A 17,844-nucleotide genomic window follows, 5' to 3' on the forward strand; every position below is an offset into this window, starting at 1 on the left:
ACGCGCCGCGGCGTCTCGACCCTTGTGCGAAGTTCTGCGTCTTCCGTGGTGCGGCGGGGGTGCGGGTGCCCCTGAACTGTAGAACGTTGAACAAAACGCGACAACTAGCTGTAACTAGGTAGACGTCACACGGATGGCCCAGTGTTGTCCATGCCACCCTATGGGGTGGTGAACTCTAGCGTTGGGGGCCTGACTTGTGACGCCCGGTTAAGTATAGTCTCGCCCGTCGAGGTGACTTGGCCTCTGCTTCGGGGATGCACGTTGTGACCAGGGAGTGTGATGGCAAGCCCGGCTGACAGAGTCAGGGTCTGCGGGGGCACGGTGCGCGTCGTGGGACCGTCGACCCGCTCGTGGGTACCTGGCGCCGCGGCGTCGGATCGCGGGCACGTTCCTGACACGATGATCAGCACTGCCGCAGCCTGGAGAGGCAACTAGCCGTGGCGGTGTCGCACATGTCCGCCGCAGCGCAGGAAACAGGGATGCTCAACAACGACCCCGCTACCGGAACCGGCGCGGCCACCGAACCGGCTGCCGGTCGGTCCAAGACGTGGTGGCTGCGCAACTGGCGCCTCCGGTACAAGATGGCCGCCGTCCTGCTCGTCCCGACCCTGGCCGCGCTCGGTGTCGGCGGAATCCGGGTCTACGACGGCCTCGCCACCCAGTCGCGGCTGAACACCATCGTCGAGCAGGTCGAACTCGGCGAGCAGGCCGCGAACCTGACCCACGAGCTGCAGCGCGAACGCGACTTCGCGATCGTCTTCACCACCGCCAACGGCGGCAGCGCGGGCACCGACTACGTCGCGCAGAGCCAACGGGTCGACACGGCGGTGCAGCAGCTGCACGGCTTCGACCAGCAGGTCGCGACCTTCTCGCCGGAGGTCCGCGACGCCTACGAGCGCGCAGTCAACCGCCTCGGCAGCCTCGGCGCCCTGCGCGCCACCATCAACAACCGCTTCACCGGCCCGCAGACGCTGGTCGCCTACAACTCGGTGCTCGAAGAGCTGCTGCAGATCAACCGGATGGTCGCCACCTCCGCGGTCAACACGCAGGTCAGCCAGACCGCCCGGGCCGCCGAAGCGCTCGGCCGGGCCAAGGAACAGCTCGCCCAGCAGCGCTCGATCCTGCTCAGCGCCGGGATGCTCAACGGTTTCCTCACCGGGCAGGCCGACGCGGTCCGCGCCGCCAACGCGCGCTACGAGGCCGCTTTCGCGGAGTTCGAGACCGCCGCCACCCCGGAGCAGCGCGCCCTCTTCGCGTCGCGCGTCGCCGGTGCCGAGGTGGACGATTCGGAGCAAATCGAGCAGGCCGCGCTGATCGCGGCCGACCGCAAGGAAGCGGTGCGCATCAACCCCCTCGAGTGGGGAACCCAGTCGGGCAAACGCACCGACCTGGTCCGCTCGGTGGAGGAGTCGCTGCTCACCGGCTTCCACGACGACGCAGAGGCACTCGCCGACTCCGCCTGGTGGTCGCTGATCCGCGACTCCGCGCTGCTGTTGCTGTTGCTGGTGGTCGCCTTCGGCGTCGCGGCCTACATCGCGCGTTCGATGCTGCGCCCGCTGCGCATCCTCCGCTACGGGGCCCTGGAGATCGCGCAGAAGGGCCTCCCGGAAGCGATCAGCAAGGTCAACGAGAACCCGGGCAGCGCCAACCAGATCACGGTGCAGCCGGTGCCGGTGCACTCCGGCGAGGAGATCGGGCAGGTGGCCCGCACCTTCGACGCGGTGCACCAGCAGGCGCTGCGGCTGGCCGCCGAGCAGGCGCTGCTGCGCAACAACGTCAACGACCTGTTCGTCAACCTGGCGCGCCGCAGCCAGACCCTGGTGCAGCGGCAGCTGGCCCTCATTGACCGGCTGGAGCAGGACGAGCAGGACCCGGACCAGCTGAGCAGCCTGTTCGAGCTGGACCACCTGGCCACCCGCATGCGCCGGAACAACGAGAACCTGCTGATCCTCGGCGGCACCGACCTGCCCCGCCGGATGATGCGGCCGGTGCCGCTCAACGAGGTCCTCGGCGCGGCGGTGTCCGAAGTGGAGCAGTACGCGCGGATCGCCGTGGTCGACGCGCCTGACCTGGCCATCCAGGGCCGGGTCGTCAACGACTTCGTGCACCTGGTCGCCGAGCTGCTGGAGAACGCGACGGTCTTCTCCAATCCGGACACCGAGGTCACCGTCCGCACCGCCTACCGCAGGCAGGAACTCGTAATCGAGATCCGGGACCGCGGCGTGGGCATCGACGCCAGCGAGATCGACGAGATCAACGACCGGCTCACCCGGCCGCCGGAGATCGACGTCGCCGTGTCCCGCCGGATGGGCCTGTTCGTGGTCGGGCAGCTGGCCCGGCGCCACGACATCCGGGTCGAGCTGCACAACAACGACAACTTGGAAGGCGGCGTCACCGCGACGGTGCACCTGGCCGGCGAGTTCGTCGTCCAGCTGACGCCGGACGGCCCGCGGCCGATGCCCGACGTGCCGCGCGCCGCGCTCGCCGAGGAACGGCGCGAAGCGTTCAGCGAGACCGGCACGCACCTCGGCCTGGCCGCAGCGTTCGGCGGTCGTGCGGCCACGAGCCCCGACCGCGGCGTCGACCAGCCCACCGAGCACGCACCGCTGCCGTCACTGGCCGGCATCGAGCAGGCCACCGCGTTCACCCCGCAACTCCAGCAGGAAGAACCGGAAGTCGAGGACACCGAGCTGTCGACCCAGTACTCGGTGACCGTTTCCAACGGCGATTCGTTCGGCGCCACAGACGTTCCGGAGTGGGAGGATGTGTCGCAGGCGCCCGCGGACGACGAGGTCCGCGCCGACGAGTGGCCGAGCGAAGAGAGCGCCGGGAACCACTTCTCGGACGAGTTCGAAGGGCATTGCGGGGCACCGGGAGAGCTCGTCGGGTCGGCGGACCTCTTCCACAGCCCGTTCGAGGCAGCGAAGACCGCTTCGATGGAGTTCCCGTCCGGGCCGGACGGGGCCGGACACAACGGCTTTGGACTGAACGGATCCGGGTCGGGCGGTGGCCTTTTCGGCACCGCGGACTCCGAGGGCGCCGCGAACAACGGAACCCGGCAGGAGCCGGCGTCGGAAGCCTGGGCGCAAGGGGAAGGCCCGGTTGAGGGTACCGACGGCCGATCGCCGGCGTTCGCCGACGATGAGCCGGAGGGGGCCGCCTGGGACATGGACGATGCGCCGACCCAACGACTGCCGATCTACGAAGCCGTGCTTTCGCAGTGGTTCCGCGAGTCCGATGTGGACGATGCCCCGGCCGCGCCGGCCACCCCGGCCACCCCGGCGGCGGCCGAAGCGCCGATCGAGCCTAGGCGACTGACCGAACAACTGCGCATCCCGGAAGAGCCCGTCGTCGACGAGGTGCCGCGCACCATGACACCGGATCCCGGCTGGGGCACGGCCGACGACGGCTGGCGGGCCGCCGAGGCGCTGCTGCAGACCCAGCAGGTCCAGGAGACCACCGCGGCCGGTCTGCCCAAGCGCGTGCCCAAGACGAACCTGGTGCCCGGCTCGGCCGCTCCGCAGCCCCCCCGCCGCAAACCCGCCACCACCCGCTCGGCAGACGCCGTCCGCGGGCGGATGGCGAACTTCCAGCAGGGTGTCAAACGGGGTAGGCATTCCAAGGCCGAAGCGGTTTCCAGTGAACCACCCCGCTCGAATCCGAGCCGTCCCGAGGAGCAGGAGTGAACGGGTCCGTGCAGCAACCGACGAGCAGCAACAGCTTCAGCTGGCTGATCACCGACTTCGTGCGTCGCGTCCCCGGCGTGGCGCACTCGGTCGTGGTGTCCGCCGATGGCCTGCTGCTCGCCGGGTCCCAGGGTTTGCCGCGGGACCGCGCCGAGCAGCTGTCCGCGGTGGCCTCTGGGCTGGTCAGCCTCACCCAGGGCGCCGCGCGTTGTTTCGAAGCCGGTGAGGTCACGCAGACCGTCGTGGAGATGGAGCAGGGCTACCTGTTCCTGATGTCCATCAGCGACGGTTCCTGCTTGGCGGTGCTGGCCGCGCCGAACGCCGACATCGGTTTGGTCGCCTACGAGATGACCTTGCTGGTGGAGCGGGTCGGAAAGCAGCTCACCCCGGAACTGCGGGCGCAGCTGCAGGGCTTGGGGCGTCGGTGAGTTCGGCTGGGGAACGCTGAGGGGAGTTCGCCATGAACACCGGTTCCGAGCCCAGCTGGGACGGAGACCTCTTCCGCCTCTACAACAAGCGGCTGAGCGTCGAGTCCTGGCAGGACGACTTCGTCGACAACGACGGTTCGGCCGGCCACGGATCGGAGTCGATGGGCGGCTACGACCGGGCGCTGTTCGGCGGCCCGGGCGCGGACCTGTTCGGCTCCAGCTACGACTCGGTGCCCGAGGTTGCCGCCGGTCCCCGGCCGAACGACAGCGGCCCGCCGTCGGTGTCGATGCCGTCGATCTCGCAGTCGATGTCGCCGATTTCGCAGTCGATGCCATCGATCTCGCAGTCGATGCCGCCGATTTCCCAGTCAATGCCGTCGATTTCCGGATCGATGCCGGCGATCCCCAGCATCGACCAGCCGGAGTCCGACAGCCTCGACGGCGGTTCCCTGGTGCGGCCCTACGCCCGCACGCGCGGGCGCACCCGCACCGATTATGATCTTGCTATCGAAACGCTGGTGACCACCAGCGAACGCGGTCGCTCCCAGGCGACCCAGACCAGGGCCGAGCACCGCTCGATCTCCGAGCTGTGCCTGGAGGCTCGCTCGGTGGCCGAGGTGGCCGCGCACCTGCGCCTCCCGCTGGGAGTCGTCCGGGTGCTGATCGGCGACATGGCCGACACCGGTCTGGTTCTGATTCACGACAGTGGCATGGTCGTCGGTGGCCGGCCGTCCATGGAGTTCTTGGAAAGGGTGCTCAGTGGGCTTCGCAGGCTCTGATCCCCGATCGAATGCGGCCGGCCAGACGACCTCGACGAAGATCGTGGTGGCCGGTGGTTTCGGTGTCGGGAAGACGACTTTCGTCGGCTCGGTGTCCGAGATCGTGCCGTTGACCACCGAGGCGGTCATGACCGAGGCCAGCGTCGGGGTCGACGACCTCAGCGCGACGCCGGACAAGGTCACCACCACGGTCGCGATGGACTTCGGCCGGGTCTCGCTGGACTCCGACCTGATTCTGTACCTGTTCGGCACCCCGGGCCAGCACCGGTTCTGGTTCATGTGGGACGACCTGGTGCGCGGCGCGATCGGCGCGGTGGTGCTGGTCGACACCCGGCGGCTGGCGGACGCGTTCGCCTCGATCGACTTCTTCGACGACCGGGGCCTGCCGTACATCATCGCGGTGAACACCTTCGACGGCGTGCTGCACCACGACCAGGAGGACATCCGCGAGGCGCTGACCATCGCCGCCTCGGTCCCGATGATCACGGTGGACGCCCGGAACCGCGAGTCCACCAAGCAGGCCCTGATCGCCCTGGTCGAACACGCAATGCGCCAACGCATGGCCACGACGCGTTGAGGCCGGATTTCCAGGCCCCTTCGTAGCGGTGCAGGTGGCACCCTGCCCTGACCCGGTCAAAATGGTCCACAGTGGCCAGTCCCTGGATTTCGGCGCTAACGTGCTTTTCCCGGTGAAATTGCGAAAGCAAGGCTCCTGCTGCTGGATGCCAGTGAGCGTTTCTCGGGGATATGACGCTTGTTACGCTTGTTCGGGACCTCGCAGCCTGGAGCTCCCGCTGGCGGCCCAACGGGAGCGATCCAGCGCTGCCTCGAAAACTGCGTTGTGGAGCCGCAATCCTGCCGTGGAGCACGCCGTTCCATCGCATCGATGTAGTCGTAGAGGACCTTCCGGGAGCGGACGAGCGTGTTGATGTGTTCGTCTAACCCGCGCAGGCGTGCTCGCAGGGCGTCCAGGAGTTCCGGGCAGGGTTCGAAGTCGGGTGCGGATCCGGTGACGCGGGGCTGCAGGTATCCGATTTCCTGGGTCGACAGTCCGGCTTCGAGGCGCTTCCTGATCTGGATCATGGTCGGGACGGCATCGTCGCGGTACTCGCGGTAGCCGTTGGCGCCGCGGCTTGGCTCCAGCAGGCCGGCGCCGACACCAGCGTGACGGCGCTCTGGGGTGGAGGCGGGCCCCGGACCTGCGGAGCGTGAAGCTTACGGCCTGGTGCCGGGCGGTCAGTCCTCGACGAGTGCGACGGACATGATCCGGTGCAGCGGGAAGTTGCCCAGCTCCTCGCTGCTGGTGTCGAAGCCCTGCAGGATTCCGCCGCCGACGCTCACCGGACGCACCACGCGCTGGCTCCGCACTCCGTGCGTGTCGACGAACCCCAGCCACACGCTCCGGCGCTGCCGCGCCGCGTCGCGCAGCAGCTGCAGCGTCGCCTCGGCGCTCGGCCGCCCGCGCTCGGGGCTCACGGCGCTGCCGCGCCGCGCCGCCCCCGCCCGGTCGCCGGCTCGCAGCTGCGCTACGAGCTCGCCGAGCTGCTCCGGGCTCGGCGCGGCGATCGCCACCGGCTGCGCCGGGCGGCTCTTGCCGCGCACTCGCCGACCGCTCTCCCGGAGGTCGAGCACGTTGCCGTCGGGGCCTTCGGCCACCGGGGCGAATCCGGCGACGCGGAGGACGGCGACGACGTCGGCCAGTGGCAGGGGGCTGACCAGGACGGTTGGGGCGATGCGGCGGAGTTCGAGTTCTTCGCTCTCGGGTTTGGCCAGGATTTCGGCCAGCAGCAGCGGATCGTCGCAGCGCAGGAAGGCTGCGGCGGTGCCCGCGCGGAGCCGGCCGTGACGGCGGGCGACGTCGTCGATGAGGTAGGTCAGCGACTGCGGGATCGGGGTGCGGGAGCGGGTGCGGAACAGCGAGTGCAGGTCGTCGGCGGTGTGGCCGGCGTCGAGCGCGCGCCGGATGCTGCCTTCGCTGATCCGGTAAACCGTTGCGCTGCCCGCGGATTCGACGTCTGCGACGAGTTTCATCTCGATGGCGAGGTCGGGTTCGAGGCGGCCCGGCGCGACGACGGTGAGGTCGGCCTGCACCAGGACGTGGTCCAGTGGTTCGGGGAGCGCGTCGGCGAGTTGCCGGGCCGCCTCGGCGGCGCCGTCGACGAGCAGGACGCGTCCGGCGGTGGTCAGCGCGTGCAGCGCGACGACGCCGAGGGCGGTCGCCTCGGCGAGGGTCCAGCGCACCAGGTCGTCACGCAGCCGTCCGCCGCGGCGCGGGGCGCGCCAGCCGAGCACGGCGGCGACGTCGTCCGGCCGGGCGCCGTGTCCGCCCGGCAGTTCGTCGAGGTAGTCGAGGATGCGGCGGCGGTCCTTCGGCGCGAGCGGCCGGCGCAGGTCTTCGGACAGCGGGTTGAGCAGCCGGTCCTTCTCGTCGCGGGCGCCGATGAGGCCCGGCAGCCGGGGCAGGTCCAGCCAGGCCTGGGCCAGGATTGCCCAGCGTTGCCCGGGCGGGGAGGCCAGCCAGGTGTCGGACTGGATGGTGGGCACCCACTGGGGTTCCGAGCCCTCGCTGTTGGCGAGGAGGCTGGCCGCGACCGCGACCTCCACGAGCAGGCCCAGCTGGTTTTCGTCGATCTCGATGGCCTTGGCGGTGCGACGCAGGTCGCGCACGCCGACGCCGCCGGAGCGCAGCACGTCCGGTGGTTCCTCGCCCCAGGCGGCGAGGAGCTCTTCGACGTGCCGCAGCAGCTCCAGCGCCGCGCCACCACCGGTGTTGTCCACATTGGACTGGTCGGTGCCGGTCAGGTCCGGGATCGGCTCCTCGGGCTCCACCGGGCCCATCGGGTGGTCGCCGCGCACGGCCAACGCGAGCTGGCGCGGGAGCTCGACGGTCTCGGCATCGCGCCGCAGCAGCAGCCCCTTGGCGAGCAGCCGTTGCACCGGATTGGCCGCCTGCTCCAGCGGGACATGTCTGGCGGCGTCCTTGGTACGGCCGATCGGCGCGCCTTGGGCGAGCTTGCCGACCAGCCGCCGCTCCTCCTCGTCGAGGTCGGTCAGCGCGGCCTTCGCCGCCGCCTCGGTGAGGTGCTCGGCGGGGCGCCCGAGCCCGGCGGGGAAGGTCGGGAGCGCCTCCCGCGCCGCCGTGGACACCGATAGCTCGGCGTTCTCGCCCCAGGCCAGCGCGAGGTCACGCAGCTGCGTGACGGATCGGCGGACGCGTTCGACCGTGACGTCGCGGCCGAGCAGCCCGGCGACGGCGTCCAACGGCACCGGGACGACGTCGGCGTCGAGCAGCACCAGCGCCTCGAGCGTGGCGTGGGCGAAGGAATCGAGGTCCTCGCAGGCCCGTGCGACGGACGAGCGCACTCCGACGCGCGTCGCCAGCACCGAGTTGTCGGCCGGCGGTGGGGTGGCGAGATCGGGCCGCGCGCGCAGCAGGGCGACGAGCTGTTCGTCGCTGCGTGCCCGCAGCCAATCCGCCAGTGATGACATCCTCTCCACGATACTCAGCGGCTGCGCTGCGCCGACGTTCTCCGTCGCCGCCTGGTGAGAGATGCATCGCACCGGACCGAGGTCCGCGCGCCGGTCCTAGTGCCGCGGCTACGACCTTGATCGGCCTATTGATCATCACGCAGCCCACCCGCCATCCGGGCCGTGCGGGAGAAGTGCCGATTTCGCGCGAAATCGGCATTCCACGTGCGGGAGAGGTGTCGATTTCGCGCGAAATCGGCAGCACCCTCAACACCCGATCAACGTTGCTTGATGCGGCCTAGTTGCGCTGCGCACCCTTGGGTGAGGTCCGGGCCCGGATCCGGCAAACTGGAAGTGCACCGTAGCCGGAATGCACAGGAGGAACGACGTGGCCGGCAAGACCAAAAAGGACCGCATTGACCCGTCTTGGCCGAAGGTCTCGGACGGCGATCACCCGGTGAGCGAGTTCCTGGCCGACAAGCAGGGCGCGTTGTCGCCGTTCGGGGACACCGCCTTCCCGCTCGGGCAGGACGCCGTTTCCTACGTCCACCCGGTCACCCGAATCAACAAGTGACCCTCCTGTCAAGGGGAACCGGTCGGTAACAGGACCGGACGTCGCTCACAGTCGGGAAAGTTTTAGGCTTTTTCGTGCTGGGTGAAGTTCTGGTCGCTTAGCCGGCCCGAAGGGCTTGCATCCCGGATGGGCGATCTGCCTCCGGCGGCCCGCGGGCCGCCGGAGGACCGCACCCACCAAGTCCATAGCCGATCAGCTCGACAGGGGTGTGCCATGCCGGTTCCAGGTCCGGGTTATTCGATCACCGTTCGCGTCGAGGCCCCGCCGTCGACGACCGCTGCCGGTGACCTGACGAGCGCGGTCGGTCGCGCGGGCGGCGTCATCACGGCGTTCGACGTCGTCGAGTCGCACGCCGACCGCATCGTCGTCGACATCACCTGCAACGCGCTGTCGGCCGACCACGCCAACGACCTCGCCGAGGTTCTCGGCGCCCTGCCCGGCGTCCGGGTGCGCAAGATCTCCGACCGGACCTTCCTGGTACACCTCGGCGGCAAGATCGAGGTCAACTCGCGGGTCGCGCTCAACAACCGCGACGACCTCTCCCGCGCGTACACCCCCGGCGTGGCCCGGGTGTGCACCGCGATCGCGGACAACCCCGAGGACGCCCGCCGGCTGACCATCAAGCGCAACGCGGTCGCGGTGGTCACCGACGGTTCCGCCGTGCTCGGGCTGGGCAACATCGGCCCAGCGGCCGCGCTGCCGGTCATGGAGGGCAAGGCCGCGCTGTTCAAGAAGTTCGCCGGCGTCAACGCCTGGCCGGTCTGCCTGGACACCCAGGACACCGAGGAGATCATCCGCGCCGTCGAGCTGATGGCCCCGGTCTACGGCGGCATCAACCTGGAGGACATCGCCGCCCCGCGTTGCTTCGAGATCGAGGCCCGGCTGCGGGAGAAGCTGAACATCCCGGTCTTCCACGACGACCAGCACGGCACCGCGATCGTGGTGCTGGGCGCGCTGCGCAACGCGCTGCGCGTGGTGAACAAGGACATCACCGACTGCCGCATCGTGGTGTGCGGCGTCGGCGCCGCCGGTTCGGCCATCATCCGCCTGCTGCAGCACAAGAAACCGGCCGACATCATCGCCGTCGACATCGACGGCATCGTCCACGCCGGTCGCGGCGACAGCGACCCGAACCTGCGGTCCATCGCGGCGTCCACCAACAAGGACGGCCGCAGCGGCACGCTGTCCGACGCGGTGCGCGAGGCGGACGTGTTCATCGGCGTGTCCGCGCCGAACCTGCTCAGCGCGGACGACGTGGCGTCCATGAACTCCGACGCGATCGTGTTCGCGCTGGCCAACCCCGACCCGGAGATCGACCCGCTAGAGGCGCAGAAGCACGCCACCATCGTGGCGACCGGCCGCAGCGACTACCCGAACCAGATCAACAACGTGCTGGCCTTCCCGGGCGTGTTCCGCGGTCTGCTGGACGCGCACGCACACAAGATCACCGACGAGATGATGCTGGCGGCGTCGAACGCGATCGCCGACGTCGTGGACGGGGAGCGGATCAACGCGTCGTTCATCGTGCCGAGCGTGTTCGACACGGCGGTGGCCCCGGCGGTCGCGGAGGCGGTGAAGAAGGCCGCGATCGCGTCGAAGGAAGACAACCCGGCGCCGCAGGGCGGCTCTTCCCTGCCCTGGTCCATGGCCGAGGACATCGAGTACTGATCTAACGGGGCCGTGAGCTTGTTGGGCAGCCGTGACGACAAGACTCACGGCCCCGTGAACAGCTCGAAGGCGCAGTCCGGGAAGCCGTGCCGCGGTGATTTCCGCAACCCCCGGCAGGTCTAGGCTCGGGGCATGGCGCAGGACGAGCTCACGCATGTCGACGAGGCGGGCGCGGCTCGCATGGTCGACGTCTCCGGAAAGCAGCCCACCGCCCGCACCGCTGTCGCGAGCGGAGTGGTGCGCACGACTGCCGAGGTGATCGCCCTGCTGCGCCGCGACGGGCTGCCGAAGGGCGACGCGATCGCCACCGCCCGGATCGCCGGGATCATGGCCGCGAAGCGGACCCCGGACCTGATCCCGCTGTGCCACCCGATCGCGATCTCCGGCGCCAAGGTCGAACTCGTGCTCGGCGAGGCCGAGGTGCGGATCACCGCGACGGTGAAGACCACCGACCGCACCGGCGTCGAGATGGAGGCGCTGACCGCGGTCGCCGGGGCGGGGCTGACGCTGCACGACATGATCAAGGCCGTCGACCCGGCCGCCGTGCTCGACGCCGTCCAGGTGGAGCGCAAGGAGGGCGGCAAGACCGGCACCTGGAACCGCGACGCCTGATCCAGGGGGCCGCGATTTCCATTTGAGTGTGTTCCAGCCTCTTCTTGCGTTGCGGCGCGGGTAGCGGAACCTCAGCGGTTTTCTCGGCTTTGGGACCCCAGACTTGGGTATGACCAATAAGCGGCGTCCAGGCTGTCCTCGCGAGAAGACCGCTGAGAACCCGCGGCGGTGCCGGTTGCGAGGGTGGGCCTTGCGTCTCCGGCGCATGCTCGCGTCGTAAGACTCCAAGCGTCGCGGCGCCGGATCGGCCAGGATGAAAAAGACTCATGGAAGTCGAAGGTCTGATTTCCATTTTGAAATTGCGGGAACGGCACCGGTGCCGCGTGCCGCGGAGCGGGCGGGGTTGAGGCCGTATCGGTAGGTCACGGAGGATGGCCCCTGCGGCGGCCGATCGGGCGGGGCATGAAACACACAGGAGGTCTCCATGACGAGGACAGCGCGAGTGATCGCCGCGTCCAACCGCGCCGCGGCCGGCGTGTACCCCGACCGCACCGGTCCGGTGATCGTCGAATGGCTGCGCGGGCGCGGCTACGAGGCCCCCGCCCCCGTCGTGGTGCCCGACGGCGACCCGGTGGGGGAGGAACTGCGCCGCGCGGTCGCCGACGGCGCGGACGTCGTGATCACCACCGGCGGCACCGGCATCAGCCCGACCGACCGCACGCCCGAGGTCACGGCGGCGGTGCTCGACTACCCGATCCCGGGGCTGGCCGAGGCGATCCGCTCGGCAGGCCTGCCGGAGGTCCCGACGGCGGTGCTTTCCCGTGGGCTCGCCGGGGTCAGCGGCCGGACGTTGATCGTGAACCTGCCGGGCTCGCGCGGCGGCGTCAAGGACGGGCTCGGCGTGCTGGACGGAGTCCTGGAGCACGCCGTCGACCAGCTGCACGGCGGCGATCACGCGGTGCCGAACCGCGTGGTCGCGGAGGTCCTGCGGGCCGACGTGACCGAGCAGGTGATCGACGTCGAGGGCCTGGCCCGCTCGGTGGAGCACAGTGCGGCAGGCGCGGTGGTGACCTTCGGCGGGGTGGTCCGCGACCACGACGGCGGGCGCGGCGTACGCGAGCTCGAATACGTCGGGCATCCCAGCGCGTCCGACGTGATCGCCGAGGTGGCGCAGGACATCGCGGCGCGCTTCGAGGGGGTGCGCGCCATCGCGGTGTCGCACCGTATCGGCCTACTCAAGATCGGCGATGTGGCGCTCGGGTGCGCGGTGGCGGCGGAACACCGCAAGCAGGCGTTCAGCGCCTGTTCGGAGCTGGTCGACGAGGTGAAGCGGCGCCTGCCGATCTGGAAGCGCCAGGTCTTCGACGACAACACCGAAGAATGGGTCAACTGCCCTTGATCCTGCTCCAGGCATTCACTTCGATAGCCGACAGGCCCAGTGAGTGCAGCGCCGCTGCGCCGCGCTGATCGATCGCGGTCAGCGCGGCGGGAATCAGCGCGGCGGGAAGGCGAAACCAACGCGTCCATCAAGCGAGCCAGCGGACACGGCGCTGCGAGGCGCTCGAGCGCGGACTGCTCGGCGAGCTCGTGCGGTGCGCCAAGACCGATCAGGAATCAAGAAGCGCCGGTCACCGGGCCGCACCTACCGTTCCTGCCGTGACCTCCATCGACACGATCACCTTCGAGGTGGCCGGCCCTGCGGCCGCCGAATGCTCCCGCAGAACCACCTCAGTGGAAGCCCTGGCCTGATGTGCCACTACCGCCCGCCGGAAGTGGTCGCCGCGCTCGCCCGGGACAGCGCCGTGTGCCCAGCCGAAGCGCCCGCCGGTCGGCGACCTGACGTATGACGTTGACGACACCACCTTTCCACCTGCCGAAGAACACCTGGGCAGCACGGGAAGCCGGGCTGAGGTCCCGCACACCACGATCCTCGAGGGGAATCCGCTATGAGCCGCACCAAGACCACCGCCTACGAAGGATTCACGGCCGAGGAGCGGGCCGCGATGAAGGAGCACGCCCAAGAGGTGAAGAAGGAAGCGCGCCGCAGTTCGCGCGCGGACAAAGCGGCAGAGGCGGTGCGGGACGTGGTCGCGAAGATCGCCGAGATGCCCGACTCCGACCGGGTCATGGCCGAGCGCGTGCACGCCATCGTCACGGCCAACGCTCCGATGCTCGCGCCGAAGCTCTGGTACGGGATGCCCGCCTACGCGTTGGACGGCAAAGTCGTCTGCTTCTTTCAGGGCGCGGACAAGTTCAAGGCGCGTTACGCGACGCTCGGGTTCAACGACCAGGCGAAGCTGGACGACGGCGCGGTGTGGGCGACGAGCTTCGCCCTGATCGAGGTGACGCCCGAGGTGGAGGCGCGCATCGGCGCCCTCGTGCGGCAGGCGGTGAGCTGAGCCGAGCCCACTGAACGGTCCTAGGATTCCCGGGGAACAGGCGGGGTCTGATGTTCCGCCGTCCGCATCGCGGACGAGCGAGGAACCCCGGGAATGCCGGAACCCCCGCCGCCGGGGGTTTGCGGTGGGGGTTCCGAGAGGCGCGGAGCACGTGCCGTGTCGGGGGGTACGACACGTACTCCTCGCCGACCGGACTGGCCGGTCGACCAGATCATTTGATGTCGAGCCGCTGACCGGGGAAGATCAGGTCCGGGTCGCTGATGATGTTCGAGTTGCGCTGGGCGATTTCCTGGAAGGCGACGCCGAACTTCTCGCCGATCTCGCTCAGGGTGTCGCCGATCTGGACCGTGTAGTCCGCGCCGCTGGTCTTAACCGCCGGCTTGGGCGTGGTCGTCTGGGGCTTGACCTTGGTCTCGGTCTGCTTCGGCGCGGTGGTCTTGGCGGGCGTGGTGGTCTTGACGCTGACCTGGGTACCGCCGGTGGTCCAGTTGAGCTTGGCGGTGCAGCCGGGCCACGCGTTGGGGCCCTGCGCGGCGAGGACCTTCTCGGCGACGGCGATCTGCTGCTCGCGGGTCGCCTGGTGGGCGCTGCCGGCGTACTGGGTGCCGCCGAAGGCCGCCCAGGTCGACGAGCTGAACTGGAGCCCGCCGTAGTAGCCGTTGCCGGTGTTGATGCTCCAGTTGCCGCTGCTCTCGCACTGGGCAAGCTTGTCCCAGTTCGGGGCGTACGCCGCGTTGGCGGGGGCTGCGATCGCGATCGGGGTGGCGACCACAGCGCCGGCGACGGCGACGCGGGCGATGGTGCGGCTGGTATTGGAAGGCCTGCGGTGCTTGCCTTGGTAGCGAGCCATGTTCCTCTCTCCTGCCGCGCCTGCGAGGTGAGCTGTCGGGTTCGGGCTGAGAGGCAGCCCGGCCGGTTCGGGGGAACCGGCTTCACCCCTAGGGCTTCGGGGAGCCCGGGTGTTGGGTCCCCCGCCCCTGTCCGGTGTTCTTCGTTTCGGGGTCTGGAAGCCCGCCGGACAGGGCTCGGCGCTGCGGGCTTCCGCTCCTTGCTGATCGGTTCGGGGCCGACCGAGGAGCGACACTACGTAACCAATGCGGAGATCGGAAACCTGAGATCATGTGACGCTGATCACAGTAACAGCGGGGGTAGGTGCTTCGATCCGGGATATTTGTGCTGATCAGGACGTTGTTATCAAGTCGTTTCCGGGCCGATATCGATCACCGACAGTGAGTCATGGGTCACCTCGTTACTTCCTCCGAGCAACGCTCGACGCAGTGGTTCACAGCGCCGTCGACTCCTCTTCACTCTCGCCCGGGCGTGCCGGGACACCGCCGAGACGATCACGAAGAGGGTTCTCATCGGTGCGCAGAGTAGCGATCTATGTCGCTAGATCAGGGGTCGTTAAGGCTGCCGAAGGATGCGGCTCGCGAATCAAGATCGACATGGTCTGGAGCGATATCAAAATGTCACCCGAGTGAGCGTGTACGACACGCCGACGCATGTTGTATTCGCGTGCGCGCGCACGCCCGCGCGCGCAGTAACTTCAGCGTCGGTACGGAAGGGCCAAGAAGGTGCGGTTCAGCCGCCCGCGAACGGCGGGAGGACGTCCAGCGTCGCGTCGTCGGAGACCTCGACGGTGCGGTCCCTGACGGCGACGCCGTCGAGCAGGAAGCTGCACGCCGGCAGCACCTTCTCCAGCTTCTCGCCGTGCAGGTTCAGCGCGGCGGCGATGACGTCCGCAGCGGTCACCGCGGCACCGTCCGGCCGCGCGACGCGCACCGTCTCCTCCTGGACTCCGGCGGCCGCGCGGGCGCCCGCGAAATACCTCACCTGCACCGCGACGATCCTGGCCTGGTCCGGCAGCGCCGTCATCCGCTCAACCCCCGATAGCGCTCATCGGCCGGGCCGGCTGGGCGAACTCGCCCGAGTCCATGCCGTGCCCCGCGGCTTTCGCCCACATCGTCTCCTGCCACAACCGGATCAGTTCGGTGTCGTCCGCCCCGGCGCGCATCGGCCCGCGCAGGTCCGTCTCGGTCGTCGAGAACAGGCACGAGCGCAACTGGCCGTCGGCGGTCAGCCGGGTCCGGTCGCACGCCGAGCAGAACGGCCTGGTCACCGAGGCGATCACGCCGACCGTGGCTGGCCCGCCGTCGACCAGCCAGCGCTCAGCGGGGGCGGAACCCCGCTCGGCGACGTCCGGGGTGAGGTCGAACTCGGCGCTGAGCCGGTCCAGGATCTCCTCGGCGGTGATCATCTGCTCGCGGTCCCAGTCGTGCTGGGCGTCCAGCGGCATCTGCTCGATGAACCGCAGCTGGTAGCCGCGCTCGATGCAGAACCGCAGCAGGTCGCAGGTCTCGTGGTCGTTGATCCCGCGCATCAGCACCGCGTTGACCTTGACCGGTTCCAGCCGCATCGTCTTCGCCGCCGCGAGCCCGGCGAGCACGTCGTCGAGGCGGTCGCGGCGGGCGAGTCGCTTGAACACGTCGCGGTCGAGGGTGTCCAGCGAGACGTTGACCCGGTTCAGCCCGGCGCGCACCAGCGGTTCGGCGTAGCCGCCGAGGTTGATCCCGTTGGTGGTCAGCGATGTTGTCGGGTGGCCGGGCAGGGCAGCGGTCGCCGCGATGATGTCAACCAGGTCCTGCCTAAGCAGCGGTTCGCCACCGGTGAAGCGCACCGTATTGACGCCGAGTTCCTCGACGGCGATGCGGATCAGCCGGTTCATCTCGTCGGTGTCGAGCAACTCCGCGCGCTTCAACCACGGCAAGCCCTCGGCGGGCATGCAGTAGGTGCAGCGCAGGTTGCACTTGTCGATCAGGGAGACGCGCAAATCGGTGGCCACGCGACCGAACCGGTCCACCAGTTGGGGCGTGTCCGGACGTGCAGACGTATCGGTCGTGCGGCGCACGAGCGGGATTCCCAGGTCCACCGCGGTCACACCACGACCCTAGCGCGTAGCGGCGGGGTATTTCGATCGCGCGAGCGGTTTTGTGCGGACCCGCCTGGCAGTTCGACGGGGGCGCAGGAAGGCACAAACCCGTTGCGAGATCCTGATCGGCGGGCATATTCCCTGGTTTTTCCCGCATCTGCGGAAGTATTGTTCCGGCTGTGCCGCACTATCGGATTTCAGAGGCCGCCGGGCTGCTCGGCGTCAGCGACGACACGGTGCGCCGGTGGATCGAGGGCGGGCAGCTGCCCTCGGATCGGGACTCCGCCGGTCGGCGCACCGTCGACGGCGCCGCGCTCGCCGAGTTCGCCCGAGCCCAGGCGCGCTCGACGCCGGATCCCTCCGGCATCGGCCGGTCGGCGCGGAACCGGTTCGTCGGGCTGGTCACCGAGGTGGTCTCGGACCGGGTCATGTCACAGGTGGAGATCCAGTGCGGCCCGCACCGGATCGTCTCGCTGATGAGCACCGAGGCGGTGCACGAGCTCGGGTTGGTGCCCGGGGCGCTGGCGGTTGCCGTGGTCAAGTCGACCAACGTCGTGGTGGAAACACCGGGAGAGGGATGATGGCGAAGCTCAGGATGATCGTCGGTGCGCTGGTTGCGCTCGTGCTGCTGGCCGGGTGCGGGCAGGCCGGGCAGCAGTCCCAGCCGCAGCGCACGGTGACAGTGCTCGCGGCGGCGTCCCTCACCGAGTCCTTCGACGAGCTCGGCACGCGGTTCACGCGGCAGCATCCCGACGTGCGGGTGCAGTTCGACTACCAGGGTTCGTCGACGCTGGCCGAGCAGATCAAGCAGGGCCGCGCCGCGGACGTCTTCGCCTCGGCGGACACGAAGAACATGGACAAGGTGCGCGACCTGGTCGGCCAGCCGGAGACGTTCGCGACGAACCAGCTGACGATCGTGGTCCCGCCGGGCAACCCGGCCCACATCGCCTCGCTCGCCGATCTCGCCGCGCGCGGCCGGACCGTCGTGGTCTGCGCGCCGCAGGTGCCGTGCGGCTCGGCCACGCAGAAGGTGGCGCAGGCTTCCGGCGTGCAGCTGACGCCGGCCAGCGAGGAGAACGACGTGAAGTCGGTGCTGCAGAAGGTCGTTGCGGGGGAGGCGGATGCCGGGCTCGTGTACGTCACCGACGCGAAGGCGGCCGGGGCCCAGGTGCAGGCGGTTGACTTCCCGGAGACGCAGCAGGCGGTCAACACCTATCCGATCGCGACGATCGGGGCCGCGTCGGAGAAGCAGCTGGCCGCGGAGTTCATGGCGTTCGTGCGAGGTCCGGTCGGCCGCGAGGTCCTCGGTCAGCACGGTTTCGGCACCCCGTGACCAGGCGATCACCGCAATTTCAATGGAA

17 protein-coding genes and 1 riboswitch are annotated in these 17,844 nt (G+C 69.4%); of the genes, 12 read left to right on the top strand and 5 right to left on the bottom strand.

The features are described from left to right. Positions 1 to 452 precede the first annotated feature (452 nt). From ACRXBZ_RS22620 to ACRXBZ_RS22635, 4 genes are read left to right on the top strand one after another with little or no spacing between them, the layout of a single operon-like run. Positions 453 to 3,686 (top strand): sensor histidine kinase, encoded by a 3,234-nt coding sequence (locus ACRXBZ_RS22620; RefSeq protein ID WP_433880801.1) that lies wholly within the window; start codon positions 453 to 455, stop codon positions 3,684 to 3,686. Next, on the top strand, positions 3,683 to 4,114 hold the full coding sequence (locus tag ACRXBZ_RS22625; protein ID WP_168586342.1) for a roadblock/LC7 domain-containing protein: 432 nt from the start codon (positions 3,683 to 3,685) through the stop codon (positions 4,112 to 4,114). Before ACRXBZ_RS22620 ends, ACRXBZ_RS22625 begins: the two co-directional genes overlap by 4 nt. A gap of 32 nt (positions 4,115 to 4,146) precedes the next feature. Next, positions 4,147 to 4,893: a DUF742 domain-containing protein gene (locus ACRXBZ_RS22630; RefSeq protein WP_433880802.1), complete on the top strand. Its 747-nt coding sequence runs from the start codon at positions 4,147 to 4,149 to the stop codon at positions 4,891 to 4,893. Then, positions 4,874 to 5,470 carry a GTP-binding protein gene (locus tag ACRXBZ_RS22635; RefSeq protein ID WP_433880803.1) on the top strand — a complete coding sequence of 199 codons (597 nt, stop codon included), beginning with the start codon at positions 4,874 to 4,876 and terminating at the stop codon, positions 5,468 to 5,470. Before ACRXBZ_RS22630 ends, ACRXBZ_RS22635 begins: the two co-directional genes overlap by 20 nt. Before the next feature lie 659 nt (positions 5,471 to 6,129). Here the strand turns inward: ACRXBZ_RS22635 and ACRXBZ_RS22640 are convergent. Further along, positions 6,130 to 8,382: a helicase-associated domain-containing protein gene (locus tag ACRXBZ_RS22640; RefSeq protein WP_433880804.1), complete on the bottom strand. Its 2,253-nt coding sequence runs from the start codon at positions 8,380 to 8,382 to the stop codon at positions 6,130 to 6,132. A 128-nt stretch (positions 8,383 to 8,510) separates the two neighbouring features. On the opposite strand from ACRXBZ_RS22640, the gene ACRXBZ_RS22645 reads away from it, so the two are divergent. The 5 genes from ACRXBZ_RS22645 to ACRXBZ_RS22665 all read left to right on the top strand — a co-directional run bounded on the left by ACRXBZ_RS22645 (position 8,511) and on the right by ACRXBZ_RS22665 (position 12,554). Then, complete coding sequence (locus tag ACRXBZ_RS22645) at positions 8,511 to 8,663, top strand: hypothetical protein (RefSeq protein ID WP_433880805.1); 153 nt, start codon at positions 8,511 to 8,513, stop codon at positions 8,661 to 8,663. A 68-nt stretch (positions 8,664 to 8,731) separates the two neighbouring features. Further along, a complete protein-coding gene (locus ACRXBZ_RS22650) occupies positions 8,732 to 8,935 on the top strand; it encodes a hypothetical protein (RefSeq protein ID WP_190819033.1) in 204 nt (67 codons plus the stop codon). Between the two features lie 213 nt (positions 8,936 to 9,148). Continuing rightward, positions 9,149 to 10,603: an NAD-dependent malic enzyme gene (locus tag ACRXBZ_RS22655; RefSeq protein ID WP_433880806.1), complete on the top strand. Its 1,455-nt coding sequence runs from the start codon at positions 9,149 to 9,151 to the stop codon at positions 10,601 to 10,603. 132 nt (positions 10,604 to 10,735) lie between these two features. Next, positions 10,736 to 11,215 carry a cyclic pyranopterin monophosphate synthase MoaC gene (moaC, locus tag ACRXBZ_RS22660; protein WP_168586348.1) on the top strand — a complete coding sequence of 160 codons (480 nt, stop codon included), beginning with the start codon at positions 10,736 to 10,738 and terminating at the stop codon, positions 11,213 to 11,215. Positions 11,216 to 11,639: 424 nt separating this feature from the next. Then, positions 11,640 to 12,554, top strand: a complete 915-nt coding sequence (locus ACRXBZ_RS22665; RefSeq protein ID WP_433880807.1) for a molybdenum cofactor biosynthesis protein MoaE — start codon at positions 11,640 to 11,642, stop codon at positions 12,552 to 12,554. Positions 12,555 to 12,783: 229 nt separating this feature from the next. Here the strand turns inward: ACRXBZ_RS22665 and ACRXBZ_RS22670 are convergent, their stop codons facing one another. Continuing rightward, on the bottom strand, positions 12,784 to 13,014 hold the full coding sequence (locus ACRXBZ_RS22670; protein ID WP_433880808.1) for a hypothetical protein: 231 nt from the start codon (positions 13,012 to 13,014) through the stop codon (positions 12,784 to 12,786). 87 nt (positions 13,015 to 13,101) lie between these two features. Here ACRXBZ_RS22670 and ACRXBZ_RS22675 point away from each other — a divergent pair, with 87 nt between their 5' ends. Beyond that, positions 13,102 to 13,554: an iron chaperone gene (locus tag ACRXBZ_RS22675; protein ID WP_433880809.1), complete on the top strand. Its 453-nt coding sequence runs from the start codon at positions 13,102 to 13,104 to the stop codon at positions 13,552 to 13,554. 211 nt (positions 13,555 to 13,765) lie between these two features. Here ACRXBZ_RS22675 and ACRXBZ_RS22680 read toward each other — a convergent pair whose 3' ends face one another. From ACRXBZ_RS22680 to moaA, 3 genes are all read right to left on the bottom strand, one after another. Continuing rightward, entirely contained in the window at positions 13,766 to 14,404 is a 639-nt protein-coding gene (locus ACRXBZ_RS22680; RefSeq protein WP_433880810.1) for a transglycosylase family protein, read from the bottom strand. A 1-nt stretch (position 14,405) separates the two neighbouring features. Further along, positions 14,406 to 14,551: riboswitch (cyclic di-AMP (ydaO/yuaA leader) on the bottom strand. Between the two features lie 584 nt (positions 14,552 to 15,135). After that, complete coding sequence (locus ACRXBZ_RS22685) at positions 15,136 to 15,429, bottom strand: MoaD/ThiS family protein (protein WP_433880811.1); 294 nt, start codon at positions 15,427 to 15,429, stop codon at positions 15,136 to 15,138. Between the two features lie 4 nt (positions 15,430 to 15,433). Then, positions 15,434 to 16,492, bottom strand: a complete 1,059-nt coding sequence (gene moaA, locus ACRXBZ_RS22690; RefSeq protein WP_210435564.1) for a GTP 3',8-cyclase MoaA — start codon at positions 16,490 to 16,492, stop codon at positions 15,434 to 15,436. A gap of 170 nt (positions 16,493 to 16,662) precedes the next feature. On the opposite strand from moaA, the gene ACRXBZ_RS22695 reads away from it, so the two are divergent. Further along, positions 16,663 to 17,064, top strand: a complete 402-nt coding sequence (locus tag ACRXBZ_RS22695; protein WP_168586354.1) for a TOBE domain-containing protein — start codon at positions 16,663 to 16,665, stop codon at positions 17,062 to 17,064. Next, positions 17,061 to 17,816 (top strand): molybdate ABC transporter substrate-binding protein, encoded by a 756-nt coding sequence (gene modA / locus ACRXBZ_RS22700; RefSeq protein WP_433880812.1) that lies wholly within the window; start codon positions 17,061 to 17,063, stop codon positions 17,814 to 17,816. Before ACRXBZ_RS22695 ends, modA begins: the two co-directional genes overlap by 4 nt. Positions 17,817 to 17,844: the final 28 nt, after the last annotated feature.

The sequence above is a fragment of the Saccharopolyspora hattusasensis genome, from assembly GCF_050972075.1.
Classification (GTDB): domain Bacteria; phylum Actinomycetota; class Actinomycetes; order Mycobacteriales; family Pseudonocardiaceae; genus Saccharopolyspora; species Saccharopolyspora hattusasensis.